This window comes from Chloroflexota bacterium, assembly GCA_026708035.1.
Taxonomy (GTDB): Bacteria; Chloroflexota; UBA11872; order UBA11872; family UBA11872; genus JAJECS01.
In genome coordinates, this window is record JAPOVQ010000035.1 from 149,319 (window position 1) to 166,546 (window position 17,228).

The following is a 17,228-nucleotide window of genomic DNA, read 5'->3' on the forward strand; positions in this document are numbered from 1 at the left end:
CCCACCTATCCGGAGCACGCGATGACGACGGCCCGCAAGCGAATCGTGATCCTCGGCGCCACCGGATCCATCGGCACCCAGACCCTCGACGTCGTGCGGACGCACCCCGATCACTTCGAGGTCGTCGGGCTCACCTGCAACGCAAGCGTCGACCTGCTGATCGAACAAATCAACGAGTTCAATGTGCCGGCGGCCTGCCTGCGCGACGCCTCGCGGGCAACCGCGGAGTGGCCGGAGGCTTGCGAGCGCCTGCCCTATCCGGAGGGCCTGGAGCAGCTCGCGGCGCGCGACGACGTGGACATCGTGGTGGTGGCGACGATCGGCGGCGATGTCGGATTTCGCCCCACCGAGGCCGCCCTTCGCGCCGGCAATACCGTCGCCCTGGCGAGCAAGGAGCTGCTGGTGATGGGCGGCCGGTTGTTCCGCGATCTTGCGGACGGCACGGGCGCCCGGATTCTGCCGATTGACAGCGAGCACAGCGCCCTGTGGCAGTGCCTGGTGGGTGAGGACCCAAACTCGATTCGTCGGTTGATTCTCACGGCGTCGGGCGGACCGTTTCGCGCGACCGACGGCGCCGCGATACGCGACGCAACCGCCGAGGAAGCGCTCAAGCACCCGAACTGGGTCATGGGGCCGAAGATCACCACCGATTCCGCCAGCTTGATGAATAAGGGATTTGAGGTCATCGAGGCCCACTGGCTGTTCGACCTGCCCTACGACCGCATCGAGGTGATCATTCATCCTGAATCCATCGTGCACTCCATGGTTGAATTCCACGACGGTTCGCTGAAGGCTCAGCTCGGGACCCCGGATATGCGCCACCCCATTCAATACGCGTTGGCCTACCCGGAGCGACTGGACGCCGCCCATTCCAGCCTGGCCTTGGACGAGCTCCAACAGCTGCGGTTCGAGACGCCGGACCTGGAGCGCTTTCCCCTGCTGCGCGCGGCCATGGACGCCGGGCGGGCGGGCGGCACGGCCCCGGCCACGCTGTGCGGGGCCGACGACGCCGCGGTCGAGATTTTCCTGCGCGGGGACCTGCGCTTCGGGGAAATGGTTGACGCCGTGCTCGACGCCATGGCGGCAACGCCCGTGCGGCCCCTGGATTCGCTCGACACGGCCCTCGACGCCCATCGCGAGGGCGTCGAGCACGTTCGCCGGAGCCTCATCGCCGCGTCGTGAATCCCATCCAGGCTCTGCTCGACTCCGGGGCGAGCATGCTGGTGGTGATCCCGATTTTCCTGGCGCTGCTGTCGCTGATCGTGTTCGTGCACGAACTGGGGCACTTCGCCTTCGCGCACCGCTTTGGCGTCGCGGTCCACACCTTCGCCATCGGCCTTCCGCCGCGTCTCTGGTCGCGACTGCGCGGCGACGACGCCATCCCGGCGGAGCCGCTGGCGCAGGACGCCGCGTCGCAAGTCGACGGCGCGGTGCGGCTAGTGGGCGCGTCCGACTCGGACGCCCCCGGGCCGCGCAACCCCATCCTGCTGTACAGCGACATCGAGCCGCCAACGCGCGCGGAGCTGCGCGCCGCGCAGGCGACCGGTGCGGTTGGCGCCATTCTGGCCGTGCCGCCCGAGCTGACCGCGCACCTCGCGGGCGCCGATTCGCTGGCGCTGCCGGTGGTCCGCGTCGACCCCGAAACGGGAACCGCCATCGCCGCGCGGCTGCGCCAGGGTGAGCTCCAGGCCGAGTTGCGCCGGGACCGCCAGGCGGCCTTTGACGCGGCCGGCGCGTCCATTCATCTCGGCGGTACCAGGTTCGCCATCAACGCACTGCCGCTGGGCGGCTATGTGCGCCTGGCGGGCGAGTCCGACGACTTCGACGCGCCGCAGGGGTTCGCGCAACGGAAGCCCTGGCAGCGCGCGCTAATCCTCGTGGCCGGCCCGCTGATGAACTTCCTGCTCGCGCCGCTCCTCTTCATGCTCGGCTCGCTGATCGCCGACGAAGTTGGGGCGCGCATCGTGGACGTCGCCGAGGGCTCGCCGGCGCAGAGCGCCGGTCTGCTGGCCGACGACCGGATCATTTCGGTTGACGGCGCCGCCGTGGCCAGCGTGAGCGACCTGATCCGCGCCTTGGACGGCGCGGCTGGACGACCGGTCACCTTCGAGATTCGACGCAATGCGGGCACCGTCACCGTGCGCGCCGTGCCGCGTGCCCAGCCGCCTCCCGGTGAAGGCCCCCTCGGCATACGCATCGGTCAAGTGCGCGAGTCCGCCCCCATCCACATCGCGGCGGCGCGCGGCATCACGCGCACCATCGAGTCGCTCGCCCTTGTGCCGCTGGCCATTGGGGAATGGATCGCCGGCGGCCCGGTCCAGGTCGCCGGCCCTGTCGGCATCGCCGCGGTCGTCGACCAGGCGGCGAGACTCGGCCTCGAACGGGTGCTCTTCCTGGGCGCCATCCTCTCGGCCCAAATCGGGCTCATCAACCTCTTGCCTTGGCCCGGTCTGGACGGCGGCCGGCTGGTGTTCGTGGGCTTCGAGTGGCTCACCGGCCGGCGGCTCAATCCGCGCCGCGAGGCCGCCTTTCACTTCGTGGGCATCATGCTGCTCATGGCGCTGGCGGTGGTCATCACCGTCAGCGACGTGCAACGCTTGGCGGGGTTCTAGCCCAGCGGATTGCTGGAGTCTGTCCCGATAACCGGCTACGCTCGGAGCGACCCAGGTTCGTGTCCGCATATGTACAGGGCGAGGTGAAGCCACGGTGATTCGACGCCGAGGGTCATTCCCCATCAAGGTCCGCGACGTGGAGATCGGCGGCGGGGCGCCCATCAGCGTCCAGTCGATGACGATCACCGACACGAAGGACGTCGCCGCCACGCTCGCCCAGATCCACCAGCTCGTCGAGGCCGGCTGCGACATCGTGCGCGTGGCCGTGCCCGACAAATACGCCGCCGCGGCGCTCCCCGAAATCCGCGCGGGTACCGATGCGCCCCTTGTCGCCGACATTCATTTTGACCACCGGTTGGCGCTCATGGCCGCCGAAGCCGGCATGGACTGCCTGCGCATCAACCCCGGCAACATCGGTGGACGCGAGAAGGTCGAGGCGGTGGTTCGCGCCTGCAAGGAGCGCGAGATCCCGATTCGGATCGGGGTCAACGCCGGGTCGATTCAGGAGGCGTGGTCGAAGAAGATCGACCGGCGTCCCGAGGGCCAGGAACTCGTCGAGGCCATGGTCGAAGACGCCCTCGAGCACGTCAAGATTCTCGAAGACCTCAACTTCGACCAGATCAAGATCTCGCTCAAGTCGTTCGAGGTCGAGGTGACCATCGAGGCCTACAAGGCCATCGCCCAGCGCACCATGTACCCCTTCCACATCGGAATCACCGAGTCTGGTCCGCCGCGCACCGGCATCATCCGCTCGGCCGTCGGGCTCGGAAGTCTGCTCTACGACGGCTACGGCGACACCATGCGCGTATCGCTGACGACCGACCCCGTGGAGGAAGTCTTCGTCGCCAACGAGATTCTCAAGGTGCTGGGGCTCAAGGAAGCCGGTCCCACGATGGTCTCGTGCCCGTCCTGCGGGCGCTGCGAGATCGACCTCTTCGGCCTCTCCGACTCGGTTGAAGAGGTGATGGGCACGATCAAGGAGCCGCTCAAGGTCGCGGTGATGGGCTGCGTGGTCAACGGCCCCGGTGAGGCGATGGACGCGGATATCGGCATCGCCGGCGGCAAGGGCCGCGGCGTGATCTTCCGCAAGGGCGAAATCCTGCGCACCGTGGACGAGACCGACATGCTGCCCGTGCTCACCGACGAGATCCGCAAGCTGGAGGCCGAGTTCGCCGCGAATGGCGATTCGTCCGACTAAAGTTTCGGTCAATTCCAAGTAGGACTCTGATGACGTCGATGCTTGCCGTCCGCAAGGCCGCGCCCACCCCCGGCGTCGAGCTGGCCGAGTTGCCGCGGCCCCAACCGGCCGCCGATGAGTTCCTCATCAAAGTGCGGCGCAGCGGCATCTGCGGCTCGGACAAGCACCTCTACCTCTGGGACGAGTGGGCGGCGGGCAACTACCCCACGCCGTTCACCCTGGGGCACGAGCTGGTCGGCGAGGTCGCGGAATTGGGAGCCCACGTGCGGGGGTTCGCGCCCGGCGACGTCGTGGCCATCGAGAGCCACATCTTCGACGGCACGTGCCGTCCCTGCCGCACCGGCAACGCCCACGTATGCGAGAACCTGCGCATTCTCGGCATCGACGTGTCCGGTGGCTTCGCCGAATACGCCGCCGTGCCGAGCCGGCTCGCCTGGCGCGTGCCGCCGACGATTCCGCTGGAGCGGGCCGTCCTTTTCGAGCCGCTTGGCAACGCCGTGCACGCCGCCATGCGCTACGACGTTTCCGGCCAGCCGGTCGCGGTCTACGGCTGCGGCCCGATGGGACTCATGGCCATCGCGGTGGCGCACACGGCCGGGGCCTTCCCCATCGTCGCCTCCGACGTCTCGGACTATCGCCGCACGCTGGCGTTGCAGGTCGGCGCGCACCAGACCGTCGACGCGTCAAGGCCGAGCGTCGAGCAAGACATCGTCGACGCCCTAGGGGAGCGCCCCACGGTCAGCTTGGAAATGTCGGGGCACCCCACCGCGCTGCGGCAGGCGCTGCGGGTCTCGGCCAACGCCGGCAAGATCGTGTTCCTGGGTATTCCGCCCAAGCCGATCACCATCGATCTGGCCGAGGAATTTATGTTCAAGGGCCTGGAGGCCTACGGCGTCACCGGACGCTTGATCTGGGATACCTGGTATCGCACGGAGGCCTTCCTGCAAATCCACGGCGACCTGCTCGAGCCGCTGGTCACGCACACGTTTCCGCTGCGCGACTTCGAGGACGCCATGCAACTCGTGCTCTCGGGCGACTGCGGCAAGGTGCTGCTCGACATCGACGGTTAGCCGATCGTCAGCAAGGCCACGCCGCCGGCACTGACCAGCACGCCGACGATGGCGTAGCGTCCGGGCCGCTCGCGCAGGGTCACGCTGCTCAGCAAGAGCACGAAGACGGGTGCCGTGGCCGTGAGCGCGCCGCCGCGCGCCGCCCCGATGGCTTGAATGCCCGAGAGAAACATGTAGCCGCCCACCGTCAGAGCCAGCAGTCCGCTGGCCAGCGCGATCAGGCTGTCACGCCGGCCCAGGCTGACGGGCGCCCAGCGGCCGCTGGACGCCAGCGCGGCCACGTTCAACGCCAGCGCCGCCAGCGGCATCCGCACGGCATTGACGATCTCCGGCGGCAGACCCTCCAAGGCAAGCCTGAGGGCGTTCAAATCGAGCGCGAACAACAGCGACGCGAGCAGCGCGAGCACGGCGCCCACCGACGTGCGCAGACGCCACGGTCCCGGCAACGCCGCGCCGGACCGTGCGGCCGGCTCGATAGCGAGAAGCAGCCCACCGGCCACGATGAGTACCCCACCCACGCCGTCCATCACGGTGAGCGTCTCGCCGAGCAGCGTGACGGCGATCAGGGCGGTGAACAGCGGATAGGTCGAGGCCAGGGCGTAGGCGCGAGAGACCCCAACCCGAGGCACGGCGCGCACGAGGAGCACCTCGCCGCCGCCGATTCCAACCACCACCGCCACCAGGATGGCCAGCAGGTTCACCAGGGGCATGGACACGGCCTCGCCCCAGCGGCCGGCGACCGTGACGATCAGCGCGAAGGCCACCGCCGGCGCGATGGCTCGCACGGCGGTGATGGGCAGCGCGCCATGCCGCGCGGTGAGCGGCCGCAGGGCCACAATGCTCACCGCCCACGAGAGCGCGGCGCCCAGCACCAACAGCTCCGCCACAAACCTCTCCCGGCGGCAGGCCACATCGCAGATTCCGGCGACGCCAAGCGCAGCCTACGCCGCCAGCGGCCCAAAGGCGCGGCGCTCCGAGCGAAGTCCACTTCGCAATCCCTCCATCATCCCCGCGAAGGGAGATCCTTGCGAAGTCCCTCCCGCCGGTGGCGAGTGGAGCGCAGGTCCGATCCCCCTCCCTTGATGGGAGAGGGTTAGAGCCTGCCCCGTACTTGATACGGGGGTGAGGGTGATCCGACGCTTGGGCGTGGGATGTCGGGGCCTATGCAGAGGTCTCCGGGCGCGGGTAGTACCATCGCCCTACAGTTCGGCTTTTGTACGGCCCGAATTGGCGCGTTCGCAGGGGAGGCTGGGGCGTGGCGGCGTGAGCACGACGACGCTGACACCGCTGCGGCGCCAATATCTTGACATAAAACGCCAGCACCCCGAAGCTCTCCTATTCTTTCGCCTCGGCGATTTCTACGAGCTGTTCGACCGCGACGCCGAGGTCGCCGCTGAAGAGCTGCAAATCGTGCTCACCTCGCGCGAGTTCGGGCGCAGCGGCCGCTCACCCATGTGCGGCGTGCCCCACCACGCCGTGGCGGGCTACATCGCCAAACTCGTCGAGGCGGGGCATCGCGTCGCGGTGTGCGACCAGGTAACCGCCGCCGGCAACGGCCTTGTGGACCGCGCGGTCACCCGGGTGATCACGCCGGGCACGGTGGTCGACGAGGACATGTTGCGGCCCCAGACAAACAACTACCTGGCGGCCGTGGTTCCCTCGGAGAGCCAGGTGGGCTTCGCCTACGCCGACGTCACGACCGGGGAGTTCGCCGCCACCGAGCTGCACGCCGGTCAACTCGGTCCCGAGCTCAGCCGGGTCGCGCCGCGCGAGACGCTGGCCTTCGGCGACATCGACCTGTCGGGCGCCGTGACCGGCGCGGACTGGATGGCCGATCCGGGCACGGCCGGGGAGACGCTGCGGCGCCATCTGGCGGTCCACGACCTTGACGGATTGGGACTCGCCGACCGTCCCCAGGCGTCGCGCGCCGCGGGGGCGCTGCTGGCCTACGTCAGCGAAACGGACGCAAACGCGCTGCACGTGCTGACCGGCCTGCACGTCTACGGCGTGTCGACCTACATGGAGCTCGATCCCGCCACCCGCGCGAACCTGGAGCTCGAATCCGGGGGGCGCGCCTCACGCCGCGACCACAGCCTGCTGGGCGTGCTCGACCGAACCCGAACCCCGATGGGAGCCCGGCGATTGCGGCGGCACGTCGCCCGTCCGTCGCTCGAACGCGACGTGATCGAGCGGCGCCTGGACCTCGTCGAGGCGCTTGTCGCAGACGCCGACCGCCGGGCCGAGCTGCGCGACACCCTGAGGTCCGTCGGCGACCTGGAGCGGCTGGCCAATCGCGTGCTGCGGCGCACGGCGAGCGTCAACGACGTCCGCCGCGTCGCCACCGCGCTCGACGGGCTGGCCTCGGTTCGCCACACGCTCGACGGGGCAGGCGGGGCGCTCGAACACCTGCACGACCGCATCGACACCTGCGACGAGGCCCAGGCGCTGATTGCCCGAGCCATCGACGACGGCGAGCGCACCATTCGCGCCGGATACAGCGACGAGCTTGACCGGCTGGTCGCTGGCGCCGGGTCGGCCAAGGCCTGGATCGCCGCGCTGGAAACGCAAGAGCGCGAACGCCTGGGGATCAGGTCGCTCAAAGTCCGCTTCAACCGCGTGTTCGGCTACTACATCGAGCTCGGCCGCGCCTACGCTGACCAGGTGCCAGATCACTACGAGCGCCGCCAGACCCTGGCCAACGCCGAGCGCTACGTCATCCCGGAGCTCAAGGAGCGCGAGGCGGAGGTCCTCAACGCCCAGGAGCAGATCGAAGCCCTCGAAGCCCTTCTGTTCGAGGAGGTGGTGGAGCGCCTCGCGGGATGGGCGCCCGCCATGCTCGAGTCGTCGGCGGCCATCGCCGCTCTCGACGTCGCCGCGTCGCTGGCCGAGGTGGCCGTGCTCCAGGGCTACACGCGACCAACGCTCACCGACGAAGGCCGCATCGAAATCGAGGCCGGTCGCCACCCGGTCGTCGAGGCCAGCCAGACCGAGCCGTTCGTGCCCAACGACACCCGGCTCGATCCCGACGATCGGCAAATCCTGGTGCTCACCGGACCCAACATGGCCGGCAAGTCCACCTATCTGCGCCAGACGGCGCTGATCGTGCTGCTGGCGCAGGTCGGGAGCTTCGTGCCGGCCGCGCGCGCCGAGATCAGCCTGGTGGACCGCATTTTCACGCGCGCCGGCGCACGCGACGACCTCGCGGCGGGCGCCAGCACCTTCATGGTGGAGATGCTGGAGCTGGCCGCCATCCTGGCCCAGGCCACGCCCCGCAGCCTGCTCATTCTGGACGAAATCGGCCGCGGCACGAGCACCTACGACGGAATCTCAGTTGCCCAGGCGGTCGTCGAGCACCTGCACCATCACCCGCGCCTGCGCGCCAAGACGATCTTCGCCACGCACTACCACGAGCTGACCTCGGTGGCCGGCATGCTGCCCCGCGTGCACAACGCCAACGTCGCCGTCGCCGAGCAGGGTGAAAGGGTCGTGTTCCTGCGCCGCATCGTGGACGGTCCGGCGGACCGCAGCTACGGCGTGCAGGTGGCCCAGCTGGCGGGACTGCCGCCGGCCGTGATCCGGCGCGCGCGCGAGATCCTGGTCGAGCTCGAGCGGCTAGCGGCCGGCGCCAAAGGCGTGCCGAACGTCCAACTCACGCTGCTGACGCCCGACGAGCATCCTGTCGTCAAGCGCTTGCGCCATCTGGATCCCGAGCAGCTGAGTCCCCTGGACGCGCTGAGCCTGGTCTACGAGCTGCGCAACGAAGCCGACGCGTGAGCATCCGCCGCCTCCCGCCCGACATCGCCAGCAAGATCGCCGCCGGCGAGGTGATCGAGCGTCCCGCCTCGGTGGTGAAGGAGCTGATCGAGAACGCCATCGACGCCGGTGCCGGTCGGGTGACCGTGGAGGTGCACGAGGGCGGTCTGAGCTTCATTCAAGTCACCGACGACGGTCATGGCATCGCGTCGGACCAGCTGGAGCTTGCCGTGGAACGCCACAGCACCAGCAAGCTGCGCACCGTGGACGACCTGTCGCGCATCCGCACGCTGGGGTTCCGCGGCGAAGCGCTCGCCAGCATCGCCGCCGTCGCCGAGCTAACCATAGCGTCGGTGACCGGCGCGGGGTCTCCCGGGCATCGGGTGACGGCGTGCGATGACGCCATCATCGAGTCGACGCCCCACGGCGGGCCGGTCGGAACGCAAGTCACGGTGCGCGCGCTGTTCCGGTCGATTCCGGCGCGACGCCAGTTTCTAAGGGCCGAGCGCACGGAGCTCGGCCACGTCATGGACGCCGTGACGCACGCCGCCATCGGGCACCCATCAGTCGCGTTTCGCCTGCTCGACGGCGAACGCGAGCGACTGCGCACGCCCGGAACAGGCGATCTGCGGGCCACGCTCGTTGCCATCCACGGCCAATCCGTCGTCAAGGAACTGATCGAGCTGCCGCCCGGCGAGACGCTCGGCATCGACGGATTCGTCTCGCAGCCGCACGTCCAGCGGAGCACGCGCCGTGACATCTCGCTCTTCGTGAACGGCCGCTGGGTCGGCGACCGGCTGCTGGCCGGCGCCATCAGCGACGCCTACCAGGGCCTGCTGCCGAGCCGGCGCTACCCGGTCGTGGTTCTCCGGCTGGAGATCCCACCCGAGGACGTGGACGTCAACGTGCATCCGGCCAAGGCCGAGGTGCGATTCCGACGCGGCGGCGAAGTCTTCAGCCGCGTATCGGCCACCGTGCGCCGCGCCCTGACGGCCGGCGGCGCGGTGACGCCCGCGCGAGTGGACGAGCCCATCCTGGACCAGTTCTATCTGCCGACCGGCGCCATGCCCTGGGACGGGAATCCGCCACCGGCCCCGCGCAACCTGCCCGGCGAGCCGCCGGGGGAGCCGCAGCCGGAGGCGGACGCCAATGGCGGCGGACAGCTTCGCTCGCCCGTGCCCCGCGCGCTGGGACAGATCGATCACACCTACATCGTGGCCGTCGGTCCCGCCGGTGTGTACCTGATCGACCAGCACGCCGCCCACGAGCGCATCCTCTACCACCAGTTGGGCCAGACTGGCGCCAATTCCAGCCAAGCCTTGCTCGACCCGGCGCCGGTCACGCTCTCGGCTCCGGCCTCCGAGTGGGTCGGCGATCACCTGGCGGATCTCGCGGCGTTGGGCGTCGACGTGGAGCCGTTCGGCACGAATGCCTGGCTGGTGCGCCGAGTGCCCGCGACCGGACGGGCCATCGACGCGGCGGCCTACTTGTCTGCCGTGGTCGACGAAGCGCGCGAGGCGCCCACCGGCCGGCGCGTGGTCACCGAGCAGCTGCGCTGGTCCGCCGCGTGCCACGCGGCGGTGAAAGCCGGCGACCAGCTCGCCATCGACGAGATGCAGGCGGTCGTCGAAGGACTGGAGCGCTGCGATCTGGGCCTCACCTGCCCGCACGGCCGCCCCACCATGATCCTGCTCACGCGCGACCTGCTCGATCGGCAGTTCGGCCGCGGCTAGCGCAGGCCGCGGGCGGGTCTGAGACCCGCCCCTACCGAGCAAAGTGTGGGCGCGAGAATCCCGTAGGGGCGGGTTTCAAACCCGCCCGCACGTGCCGCCGGCAAGTGTGGCCGCGTGTCGCACAAGCCGAGACGCCCAGCGTCGCGTAGCATCACCGACGGATTCGAAGACTTTCACCCTGGGGGGTCCACATGCGGCTAGCCGACAAGGTGGCAATCGTGACCGGCGGCGCCAAGGGGATCGGACGAGGCATCGCGACGGCGTTCGCCGCCGAGGGGTGCCGCGTGATCATTGCTGACATCGACGCGGTGACCGCCGCCGAAACCGTGGACGAGATCCAGTCCGCCGGCGGGCAGGCGGAGTTCCAGTCCACCGACGTGCGCCTGCCCGCGGACATCGAGCAGACCATCAAGCGCACAGTCGACGCCCACGGCCGGCTGGACGTAATGGTCAACAACGCCGGCTGGCACCCGCCGGCCACAACCATCGACGAGACTTCGCTGGAGCTCTTCGAATCTCAGCTCACGCTCAATCTCACGAGCACCTATCTCGGCAGCAAATTCGCCGTGCCGCATTTGCGCCGGACCAAGGGCAACATCATCAACACGGCCTCCCTGGTGGGCGTCGTGGGGCAGACGCTGGCCGCGGCCTACGCGGCCTCCAAGGGCGGCCAAGTCGGCTTCACCAAGGCCCTGGCGGTCGAACTCGCGCCGCAGGGCGTGCGGGTGAACTGCATCTGCCCCGCGGGCGTCGACACGCCGCTGCTGTGGGAGTGGGCCAACACCCTCGACGACCCGGCGGCGGCCGCGCGGTCGGTAGACGCGCTGCACCCGCTGGGCCGCATGGCGCAGGCGGCGGAGATCGGCCGTGCCGCGCTCTTTCTCGCGAGCGAGGACGCGTCGTTCGTCACCGGCCACGCGCTGGTCGTGGACGGCGGCGCCACACTGGACTATTCGCCGGCCCAGTACTCGGCCTGATGGGTCCGGTCGCGGCGCCAACGTCTCCCGCCTAGAACCGCTCCGTCCGAACGCCCAGCTGCGTCCGGGAGAGATAAGGCGTGCATCCCGGCTGCCCTTGAAACTCGGCGAAGTGGGCCGGAATCTCACCGCCGGCGTCCTCGATCGCCAATCCGAGCAGTCGCTCCACGACGTCGGGATGCTGACTCGCCAGGTTGTTCGTGAGGTCCGGATCGTCCTGCACCCGGTACAGCAGCGGCTCCTCGCCCCAAATCGTGGCGTTGCACCACCAGGTGTCGTCGATCACCGTGACCAGCGGACCCCACGCCACCGTCGCGTGGCTGCGAGCGGACGACCCCTCACCCGTCAGCAGCGTCCCCAGGTCCGCCCCGTCGACATCGGGCGCCAGACCTCCAGCAGCCAGAATCGTCGCCGCCACGTCGGTGTTCATCACCAGGTCGTCGCAGGTCGTGTCACGCCCGGCGCCGTCCGGCGACCGGATCAGCAGCGCCAGGTCGGCCACCGCGCGGGTCAGGGGATGCCCCTGCTTGCTCACCAGGCCCTTGTCGCCGGGATCGAATCCCAGGTTGTGTCCGTGATCTGAGACGACGATCACCAGCGTGTCGTCCAAGCGGCCGCTGAACTTCAGTGCCTCGAAGAAATGGCCGAACCAGCGGTCGCACAGCGTCACCTCGCCGGCGTAGTTCGCCTGGCAGCGCTCCAGCTCGCGCGCCGTATACATCCCCTCGTGCGGCGCATAGAGCGACTGGATGATGTCCGCCGTGTCGTCCTCGACATCGTCGTACATGCGCCGGTAGTTCTCCGGCGGCTCCCACGGCTCGTGCGGATCGAACGAGTCCACCACCAGGAAGAACCGCTCCGCGTCCTGGTTTTCATAGATCCAGCGGCTCGCGCTGCGAAAGAGTCGCGCCGGGTAGTAGTCGGCCTCGTCCTGGCGGAATTGGTTGTTCAGCAGGTACTGCCGGAAGAACTCGGTGCGCTGGTGCACCGGCGGGAACCGCTCGGGGACGTGATGCCGGATGGCGCCGGGCGGCAGCGCCGGTCCCGAGCGAAATCGGTCGGTCTCCTGGCCGCGAATCCAGTCCCACTCGTCGAACCCGCGGTGGAAGTTCTTGGACGGCTTGAACTGGTGATAGCAATCCGTCAGCAGCGCCGTGCGGTATCCCACCTCCCGCAGCCGCTCCGCCACCGTGTCCTGCTCCTCGGGAATCGGCCCCCATCCCGGCGCGCCAATAAAGTCGCCCTTCAAGGTGCGGTGACCATGAAACGGATAGGTTCGCAAGCCCGTGTGCACGGCGCGTCGGAACGGCAGCGTCGGCAGCGACTCTGGATAGGCCCGCGTGAACCGCACCGACTCGCGCGCGAGGGCATCCAGGTGCGGGGTCGAGATCCACTCGTTGCCATAGGCCCCGAGATGGTCCTTCCGCAGCGTGTCGAAGATCACCAGCACGATGTTCATAAGTGACGAGGCCCTTGCCGCCGTGAGCCAGGCGAGCGGGAAGCTGACCGGCGGATCGTAGCCCAGCGGCGCACGAGGTCGCCGGCCGATGTTTGGCTACTCGCCCTGCGCCTCCCGGGTGAGTGTGAGCAGATTCTCCAGCAGGCAATAGACCGTCAGCGGCCCCACGCCCCCGGGCACCGGCGAATAGGCCGAGGCGACTTCGGCCACACCGTTCGCATCCACGTCGCCTTTCAGACCTTCGGACGTGTAGGTGGCGCCCACGTCGATGACCACCGCGCCCGGCTTCACGTGCTCGCGGGTAATCAGGCCGGGATGCCCCACGCACGTGACCAGCACGTCGGCCTGCGAGGTTACCGCCGCCAGATCGCGAGTCCGCGAGTGGCAAAGGGTCACGGTCGCGTCGCGCGCCAGCATCAGCAACGCCACCGGCTTGCCCACGCCGCGGCTGCGGCCCACGACCGCCACCGGACGCCCGGCCAGCGGGATTTCGTAGTACTCCAGCAGGCGCAGAACCGCCGTCGCCACGCCCGGCGCCAGCTCGGATGCGCCTGCCAGCACCGCGCCGATGGCGGCGCGAGTAATCCGGTCCACATCCTTCGAGGGCGGAACCGCGGCGACAATGGACGCAGTGTCCACCGACGACGGAAGTGGCAGCGCCAGGATTATTCCCTGGATCTGCTCGTCCGCCCCGAGCCGCTCCACGAGCCCGACGGCCTCGGCGGTCGTCGACGCTTCGTCGAGCAATTGTTCGGCGACTGGCACGCCAACGCGGCGAGCGCCGCGCGAAACCTGCCGGGCGTAGGCGGCCCCGGCGGGATGGGTCGCGCACCGAACGAAGGTTAGGGCGGGCAGCTTGGCGAACTGCGTGAGTTCCGCGGCAAGCGACGCCCGCAGCGCCCGAGCCGGCTCCCGGCCCGTCAGCGCCGTCACGATCGCAACTCCGCCAGGACGCCGTCCGCGGCAGCGTCGGCACGCGCCAGTGCGTCGCGAAAACGCTCGCAACTGCGCTCCAGCGCAGCGCGCGCGGCGTCGTCGGCGACCGAGCCGATATTGGCGGCGATGTTCATCTCGCAGATGCGCATGGCGCCGCGCGCCAGCGCCGCGCCGGCGGCGGCATCGCAGCGCACGTTCGGATTGGCCTCGGAAATGGCGGCGCCGGAAAGCTCGATCACCTCGAGCGCCAGCTCGCCCACCTCCGCGGGGACGCGGCTTGCCGCCAATGCCGCGGTGCCTATCGCTTCGGCCCGCGCGGCCTTGGCGGCGCGTGGCAGTCGATAGGACTCCAGCAACCCGGCGTAGGCGTCGGCATCCGCCTCGATGAGCGCCAGCGCCTCACCGCGAATCGCGTCCGTCCGGGCCACGATGCGTTTCATTTCGGCATGCACGGATTTGAAGCGTTTCCTGGCCAGCGTGAGCCGGGCGCTCATGCCCACCAGCGCCGCTCCCAGCGCCACGGCCGCCGCCGCCGCGCTGCCGCCGCCGGGCGTGGGTGAATCGGACGCCAGCGCCGCCGCGAAGCCCTCGATCGTTGCGTGAGCGGCGCCTTCCGCCACGCTAGGCCGCGGTGGCGGCCGTGCCCACGGCAGCAGCGGGCGCAAGTGCGGGAACCGGTGTCGGCCGGGGCAACTCGAGACCTGCGGCCTCCACGATGCGCGGCACGGCCTTCTCCCAGTCGATCGCCATCACGTGCACCCCGTGCACGCCCTCGATCTCGCGCACTTGCTCGATGATTTCCAGGCAGATGCGAATGCCCTCGGCGCGCGGCTTGCGCGCGCCGCGCATGCGCTGCATCACGGCGTCGGGAACTTCCATCCCCGCGACCTTGAACTTCATGAACTCGGCCATCCGAGCCGACTTTAGCGGACCCACGCCCGCCAGTATGTGAATTCGTTCATGAATGCCCTCATCGCGTATGCGCGACATCCACTCGGCGAAGCGCTCCACGTTGAAGATCATCTGCGTCAGCGCGAACTCCTGGCCCGCGGCGGCCTTCTTGACCATGCGCAGCGGGCGGAAGCCATAGGGCGGCGCAAAGGGATTGGCCGCACCGCCAATGAAGAGCCGGAAGTCGCCCTTGATCGGGTCGCCCGCAGCATTGCGATTCTCGTCTCGGAGCTGCTTCAACAAGCGCACGAGCTGCACGCCCTGCAGGTCAAAGACCGGCTTGGCCATGGGATGGTCGCCCAGGACGAGCGAGTCCCCGCTGATTGACATAAAATTCCGAATGCCAAACGCCTGCGCCGCAATGACGTCCGATTGGATGCCCAGCCGATTCCGGTCGCGGCATGAGAGCTGCATGATCGGTTCCACGCCGCCCTCGCGGCAGAGCAGCGCCGCGCCCCAGTGCGACATCTTGAGCGCCGCGCCCTGGTTGTCCGTGCAGCTGGCGGCGTCCACGAAGCCGCGCAGGATCTTCGCCTTCGCCCGCACGTCGGCCGCATCCGGGCCCTTGGGCGGCCCGAGTTCACAGGTGACGGCAAAGTGGCCGGCGTCGAGCACGGCCTGCAAATGGCTGTATGGCGGCCCCGACGCGGGGCCGTCGACGGGAGGCGAATCAGACACCGAAAGCGGTTATCCCAGCAGCCGGCAGATGTGCGTCATGCATGGTAACGCGGGCCGCCGCCCTCTCGGTCCGGCCACGCGGTGAGCCCAATGCTCGTGGTGTTGACGGGATCGACGGCGTCGGGCAAGACGTCCGCGGCGCTCACGCTGGCCGACGACTTCCCGATCGAGGTCATTTCGGCCGACTCGCGCCAGGTCTATCGCGGCATGGACATTGGCACGGCCAAGCCCAGCGCCGCTGAGCGAGCCCGAGTGCCGCACCATTTGGTTGACATAATTGACCCATCGGAAACCTACAGCGCCCACCGCTTCGTCCAAGACGCCCGCCGCGCGCTCGACGACATTCGCGGCCGCGGGCGAGTGCCCGTGGTGGTCGGCGGGACAGGGTTTTACATCAAGGCCCTGCTCGAGGCGTCGCTGCTCGCCGCAGTGCCGCCGAACACCGAACTTCGAGACGAACTCGACGCGCTGCAGGCACGCGAAGGCGTGGCCGGCCTGGCGGCGCGGCTGGAGCGCTTGGACCCCACACGGGCCGCCACCGTCGACCGCGCCAACCCGCGCCGACTGATTCGTGCCATCGAAGTCGCCGAGCGCCGCCAGCCTGTGGGCAAAGCCCCGGCGCCGCCGCCCAGCGTGATCTTCGGCATTGAACTCCCGGCGGATGTCCTGTCGGCCTTCATCGAGCGTCGCGTGCAGGCCATGTACGCCGGCGGGCTGGTCGAAGAGACGCGCACCCTACTGGAGCGCGGCGTATCGGCGGACGCCCCCGCGCTCACGGGCGTGGGGTACGGCGAAGCGGCCGCCGTGCTCGCCGGAGGCCTCACGCTCGACGACGCCAAGCAGCGCACAATGACCCGCACGCGCCAATACGCGCGTCGCCAACGCACCTGGTTTCGGCACCAGCTTCCCGTACACTGGCGTACTCCAGAAACAATCGTGGAGGCGCTCGCCGCGCAGCTGCGCGGATTGGATAAGGCGAGACGGTCCTGACATGAGCCTGGCATTCACCAAGATGCACGGAGCCGGCAACGACTTCGTGCTGCTCGATGGCCGCGCGGCGTTATCCGTCGACCTGGGTCCGCTGGCCGCCGAGCTTGCCGACCGGCGCTTCGGCGTGGGCTGCGACCAGGTGCTCGTGGTTCGCGACGGCCGGGAGGCCCGCTTCGCCATGGAGATCTGGAACGCGGACGGCTCGCGCGCCGAAATGTGCGGCAACGGCATCCGCTGCTTTGCCAAATGGCTCTACGAACGCGGCGAGTTGGGCAACCAGCGCGAGGTCATCGAGACGCTGGGCGGCCCCCGCTGGGTCGAGGTCGCGGAAGCAAACGGCGGCCTCCGCGTTACCACCGGCATGGGCGTCCCGTCGTTCGACCCAACGTCCTTACCAATGGTTCCCGGCGATTCCACGCCCAACAGGACGACGCTGCGCGTCAACGGACACGCAATCGAGATCACGGGCGTCTCGGTGGGTAACCCGCACGCCGTGGCCTTCATCGACGACGTGGACGCGTTTCCGCTGGCCACAGTTGGACCGCTGGTCGAGCACCACCCGACGTTTCCCGAGCGCACGAACTTCGAGATCGTCGACGTGACGGCCCCAGGTGAGCTGCGGGTCCGGGTCTGGGAGCGCGGCGCGGGCCTCACGCTCGCCTGCGGCACCGGCGCCGCCGCCACGGCGGCCGCGGCCATCGCCGCCGGTCGCGTGGCGCCCGGCAACGTCGCCCTGGATATGCCCGGCGGACGGCTGCACGTGACCTGGGACGGCGACGGAAACGAGGTAACCATGCAGGGACCCGCGGCGACGGTGTTCACCGGCCAGTGGTCCGCATAATGGCGCTGCCTCCCATGCCAGTGGGCGCCG

14 protein-coding genes are annotated in these 17,228 nt (G+C 69.3%); 9 read left to right on the forward strand and 5 right to left on the reverse strand.

What is annotated here, in order from left to right; all coding sequences use genetic code 11:
• Positions 1-21 precede the first annotated feature (21 nt).
• From dxr to OXG33_14390, 4 genes are all read left to right on the forward strand, one after another.
• Positions 22-1,182 (forward strand): 1-deoxy-D-xylulose-5-phosphate reductoisomerase, encoded by a 1,161-nt coding sequence (gene dxr / locus OXG33_14375; protein MCY4115100.1) that lies wholly within the window; start codon positions 22-24, stop codon positions 1,180-1,182.
• The gene (locus OXG33_14380; GenBank protein ID MCY4115101.1) at positions 1,179-2,612 is read left to right on the forward strand and encodes a site-2 protease family protein; all 1,434 of its coding nucleotides are present in this window, start codon (positions 1,179-1,181) and stop codon (positions 2,610-2,612) included. Before dxr ends, OXG33_14380 begins: the two co-directional genes overlap by 4 nt.
• Before the next feature lie 94 nt (positions 2,613-2,706).
• Positions 2,707-3,810: a flavodoxin-dependent (E)-4-hydroxy-3-methylbut-2-enyl-diphosphate synthase gene (ispG, locus tag OXG33_14385; protein ID MCY4115102.1), complete on the forward strand. Its 1,104-nt coding sequence runs from the start codon at positions 2,707-2,709 to the stop codon at positions 3,808-3,810.
• 29 nt (positions 3,811-3,839) lie between these two features.
• On the forward strand, positions 3,840-4,880 hold the full coding sequence (locus OXG33_14390) for an alcohol dehydrogenase catalytic domain-containing protein (GenBank protein MCY4115103.1): 1,041 nt from the start codon (positions 3,840-3,842) through the stop codon (positions 4,878-4,880).
• On the opposite strand, the gene OXG33_14395 is transcribed toward OXG33_14390, so the two are convergent.
• Complete coding sequence (locus OXG33_14395) at positions 4,877-5,767, reverse strand: DMT family transporter (protein MCY4115104.1); 891 nt, start codon at positions 5,765-5,767, stop codon at positions 4,877-4,879. The two genes, OXG33_14390 and OXG33_14395, sit on opposite strands and share 4 nt — an antisense overlap.
• A 376-nt stretch (positions 5,768-6,143) precedes the next feature.
• On the opposite strand from OXG33_14395, the gene mutS reads away from it, so the two are divergent.
• The 3 genes from mutS (at position 6,144) to OXG33_14410 (ending at position 11,343) form a co-directional block, all read left to right on the forward strand.
• Positions 6,144-8,654 (forward strand): DNA mismatch repair protein MutS, encoded by a 2,511-nt coding sequence (gene mutS, locus OXG33_14400; GenBank protein MCY4115105.1) that lies wholly within the window; start codon positions 6,144-6,146, stop codon positions 8,652-8,654.
• Complete coding sequence (mutL, locus tag OXG33_14405; protein ID MCY4115106.1) at positions 8,651-10,366, forward strand: DNA mismatch repair endonuclease MutL; 1,716 nt, start codon at positions 8,651-8,653, stop codon at positions 10,364-10,366. The genes mutS and mutL overlap by 4 nt, the downstream gene beginning before the upstream one ends.
• A 191-nt stretch (positions 10,367-10,557) precedes the next feature.
• Positions 10,558-11,343 (forward strand): glucose 1-dehydrogenase, encoded by a 786-nt coding sequence (locus OXG33_14410; GenBank protein ID MCY4115107.1) that lies wholly within the window; start codon positions 10,558-10,560, stop codon positions 11,341-11,343.
• A 31-nt stretch (positions 11,344-11,374) separates the two neighbouring features.
• On the opposite strand, the gene OXG33_14415 is transcribed toward OXG33_14410, so the two are convergent.
• From OXG33_14415 to OXG33_14430, 4 genes are all read right to left on the reverse strand, one after another.
• On the reverse strand, positions 11,375-12,802 hold the full coding sequence (locus OXG33_14415) for a sulfatase (GenBank protein ID MCY4115108.1): 1,428 nt from the start codon (positions 12,800-12,802) through the stop codon (positions 11,375-11,377).
• Between the two features lie 96 nt (positions 12,803-12,898).
• Positions 12,899-13,735 (reverse strand): bifunctional 5,10-methylenetetrahydrofolate dehydrogenase/5,10-methenyltetrahydrofolate cyclohydrolase, encoded by an 837-nt coding sequence (locus OXG33_14420; protein MCY4115109.1) that lies wholly within the window; start codon positions 13,733-13,735, stop codon positions 12,899-12,901.
• A complete protein-coding gene (locus tag OXG33_14425; protein ID MCY4115110.1) occupies positions 13,732-14,358 on the reverse strand; it encodes a cyclodeaminase/cyclohydrolase family protein in 627 nt (208 codons plus the stop codon). The genes OXG33_14420 and OXG33_14425 overlap by 4 nt, the downstream gene beginning before the upstream one ends.
• 1 nt (position 14,359) lies before the next feature.
• On the reverse strand, positions 14,360-15,367 hold the full coding sequence (locus OXG33_14430; GenBank protein ID MCY4115111.1) for a methylenetetrahydrofolate reductase: 1,008 nt from the start codon (positions 15,365-15,367) through the stop codon (positions 14,360-14,362).
• A gap of 90 nt (positions 15,368-15,457) precedes the next feature.
• Here OXG33_14430 and miaA point away from each other — a divergent pair, with 90 nt between their 5' ends.
• A complete protein-coding gene (gene miaA, locus OXG33_14435) occupies positions 15,458-16,357 on the forward strand; it encodes a tRNA (adenosine(37)-N6)-dimethylallyltransferase MiaA (GenBank protein ID MCY4115112.1) in 900 nt (299 codons plus the stop codon).
• Between the two features lies 1 nt (position 16,358).
• A complete protein-coding gene (dapF, locus tag OXG33_14440; GenBank protein MCY4115113.1) occupies positions 16,359-17,198 on the forward strand; it encodes a diaminopimelate epimerase in 840 nt (279 codons plus the stop codon).
• Positions 17,199-17,228 lie beyond the last annotated feature (30 nt).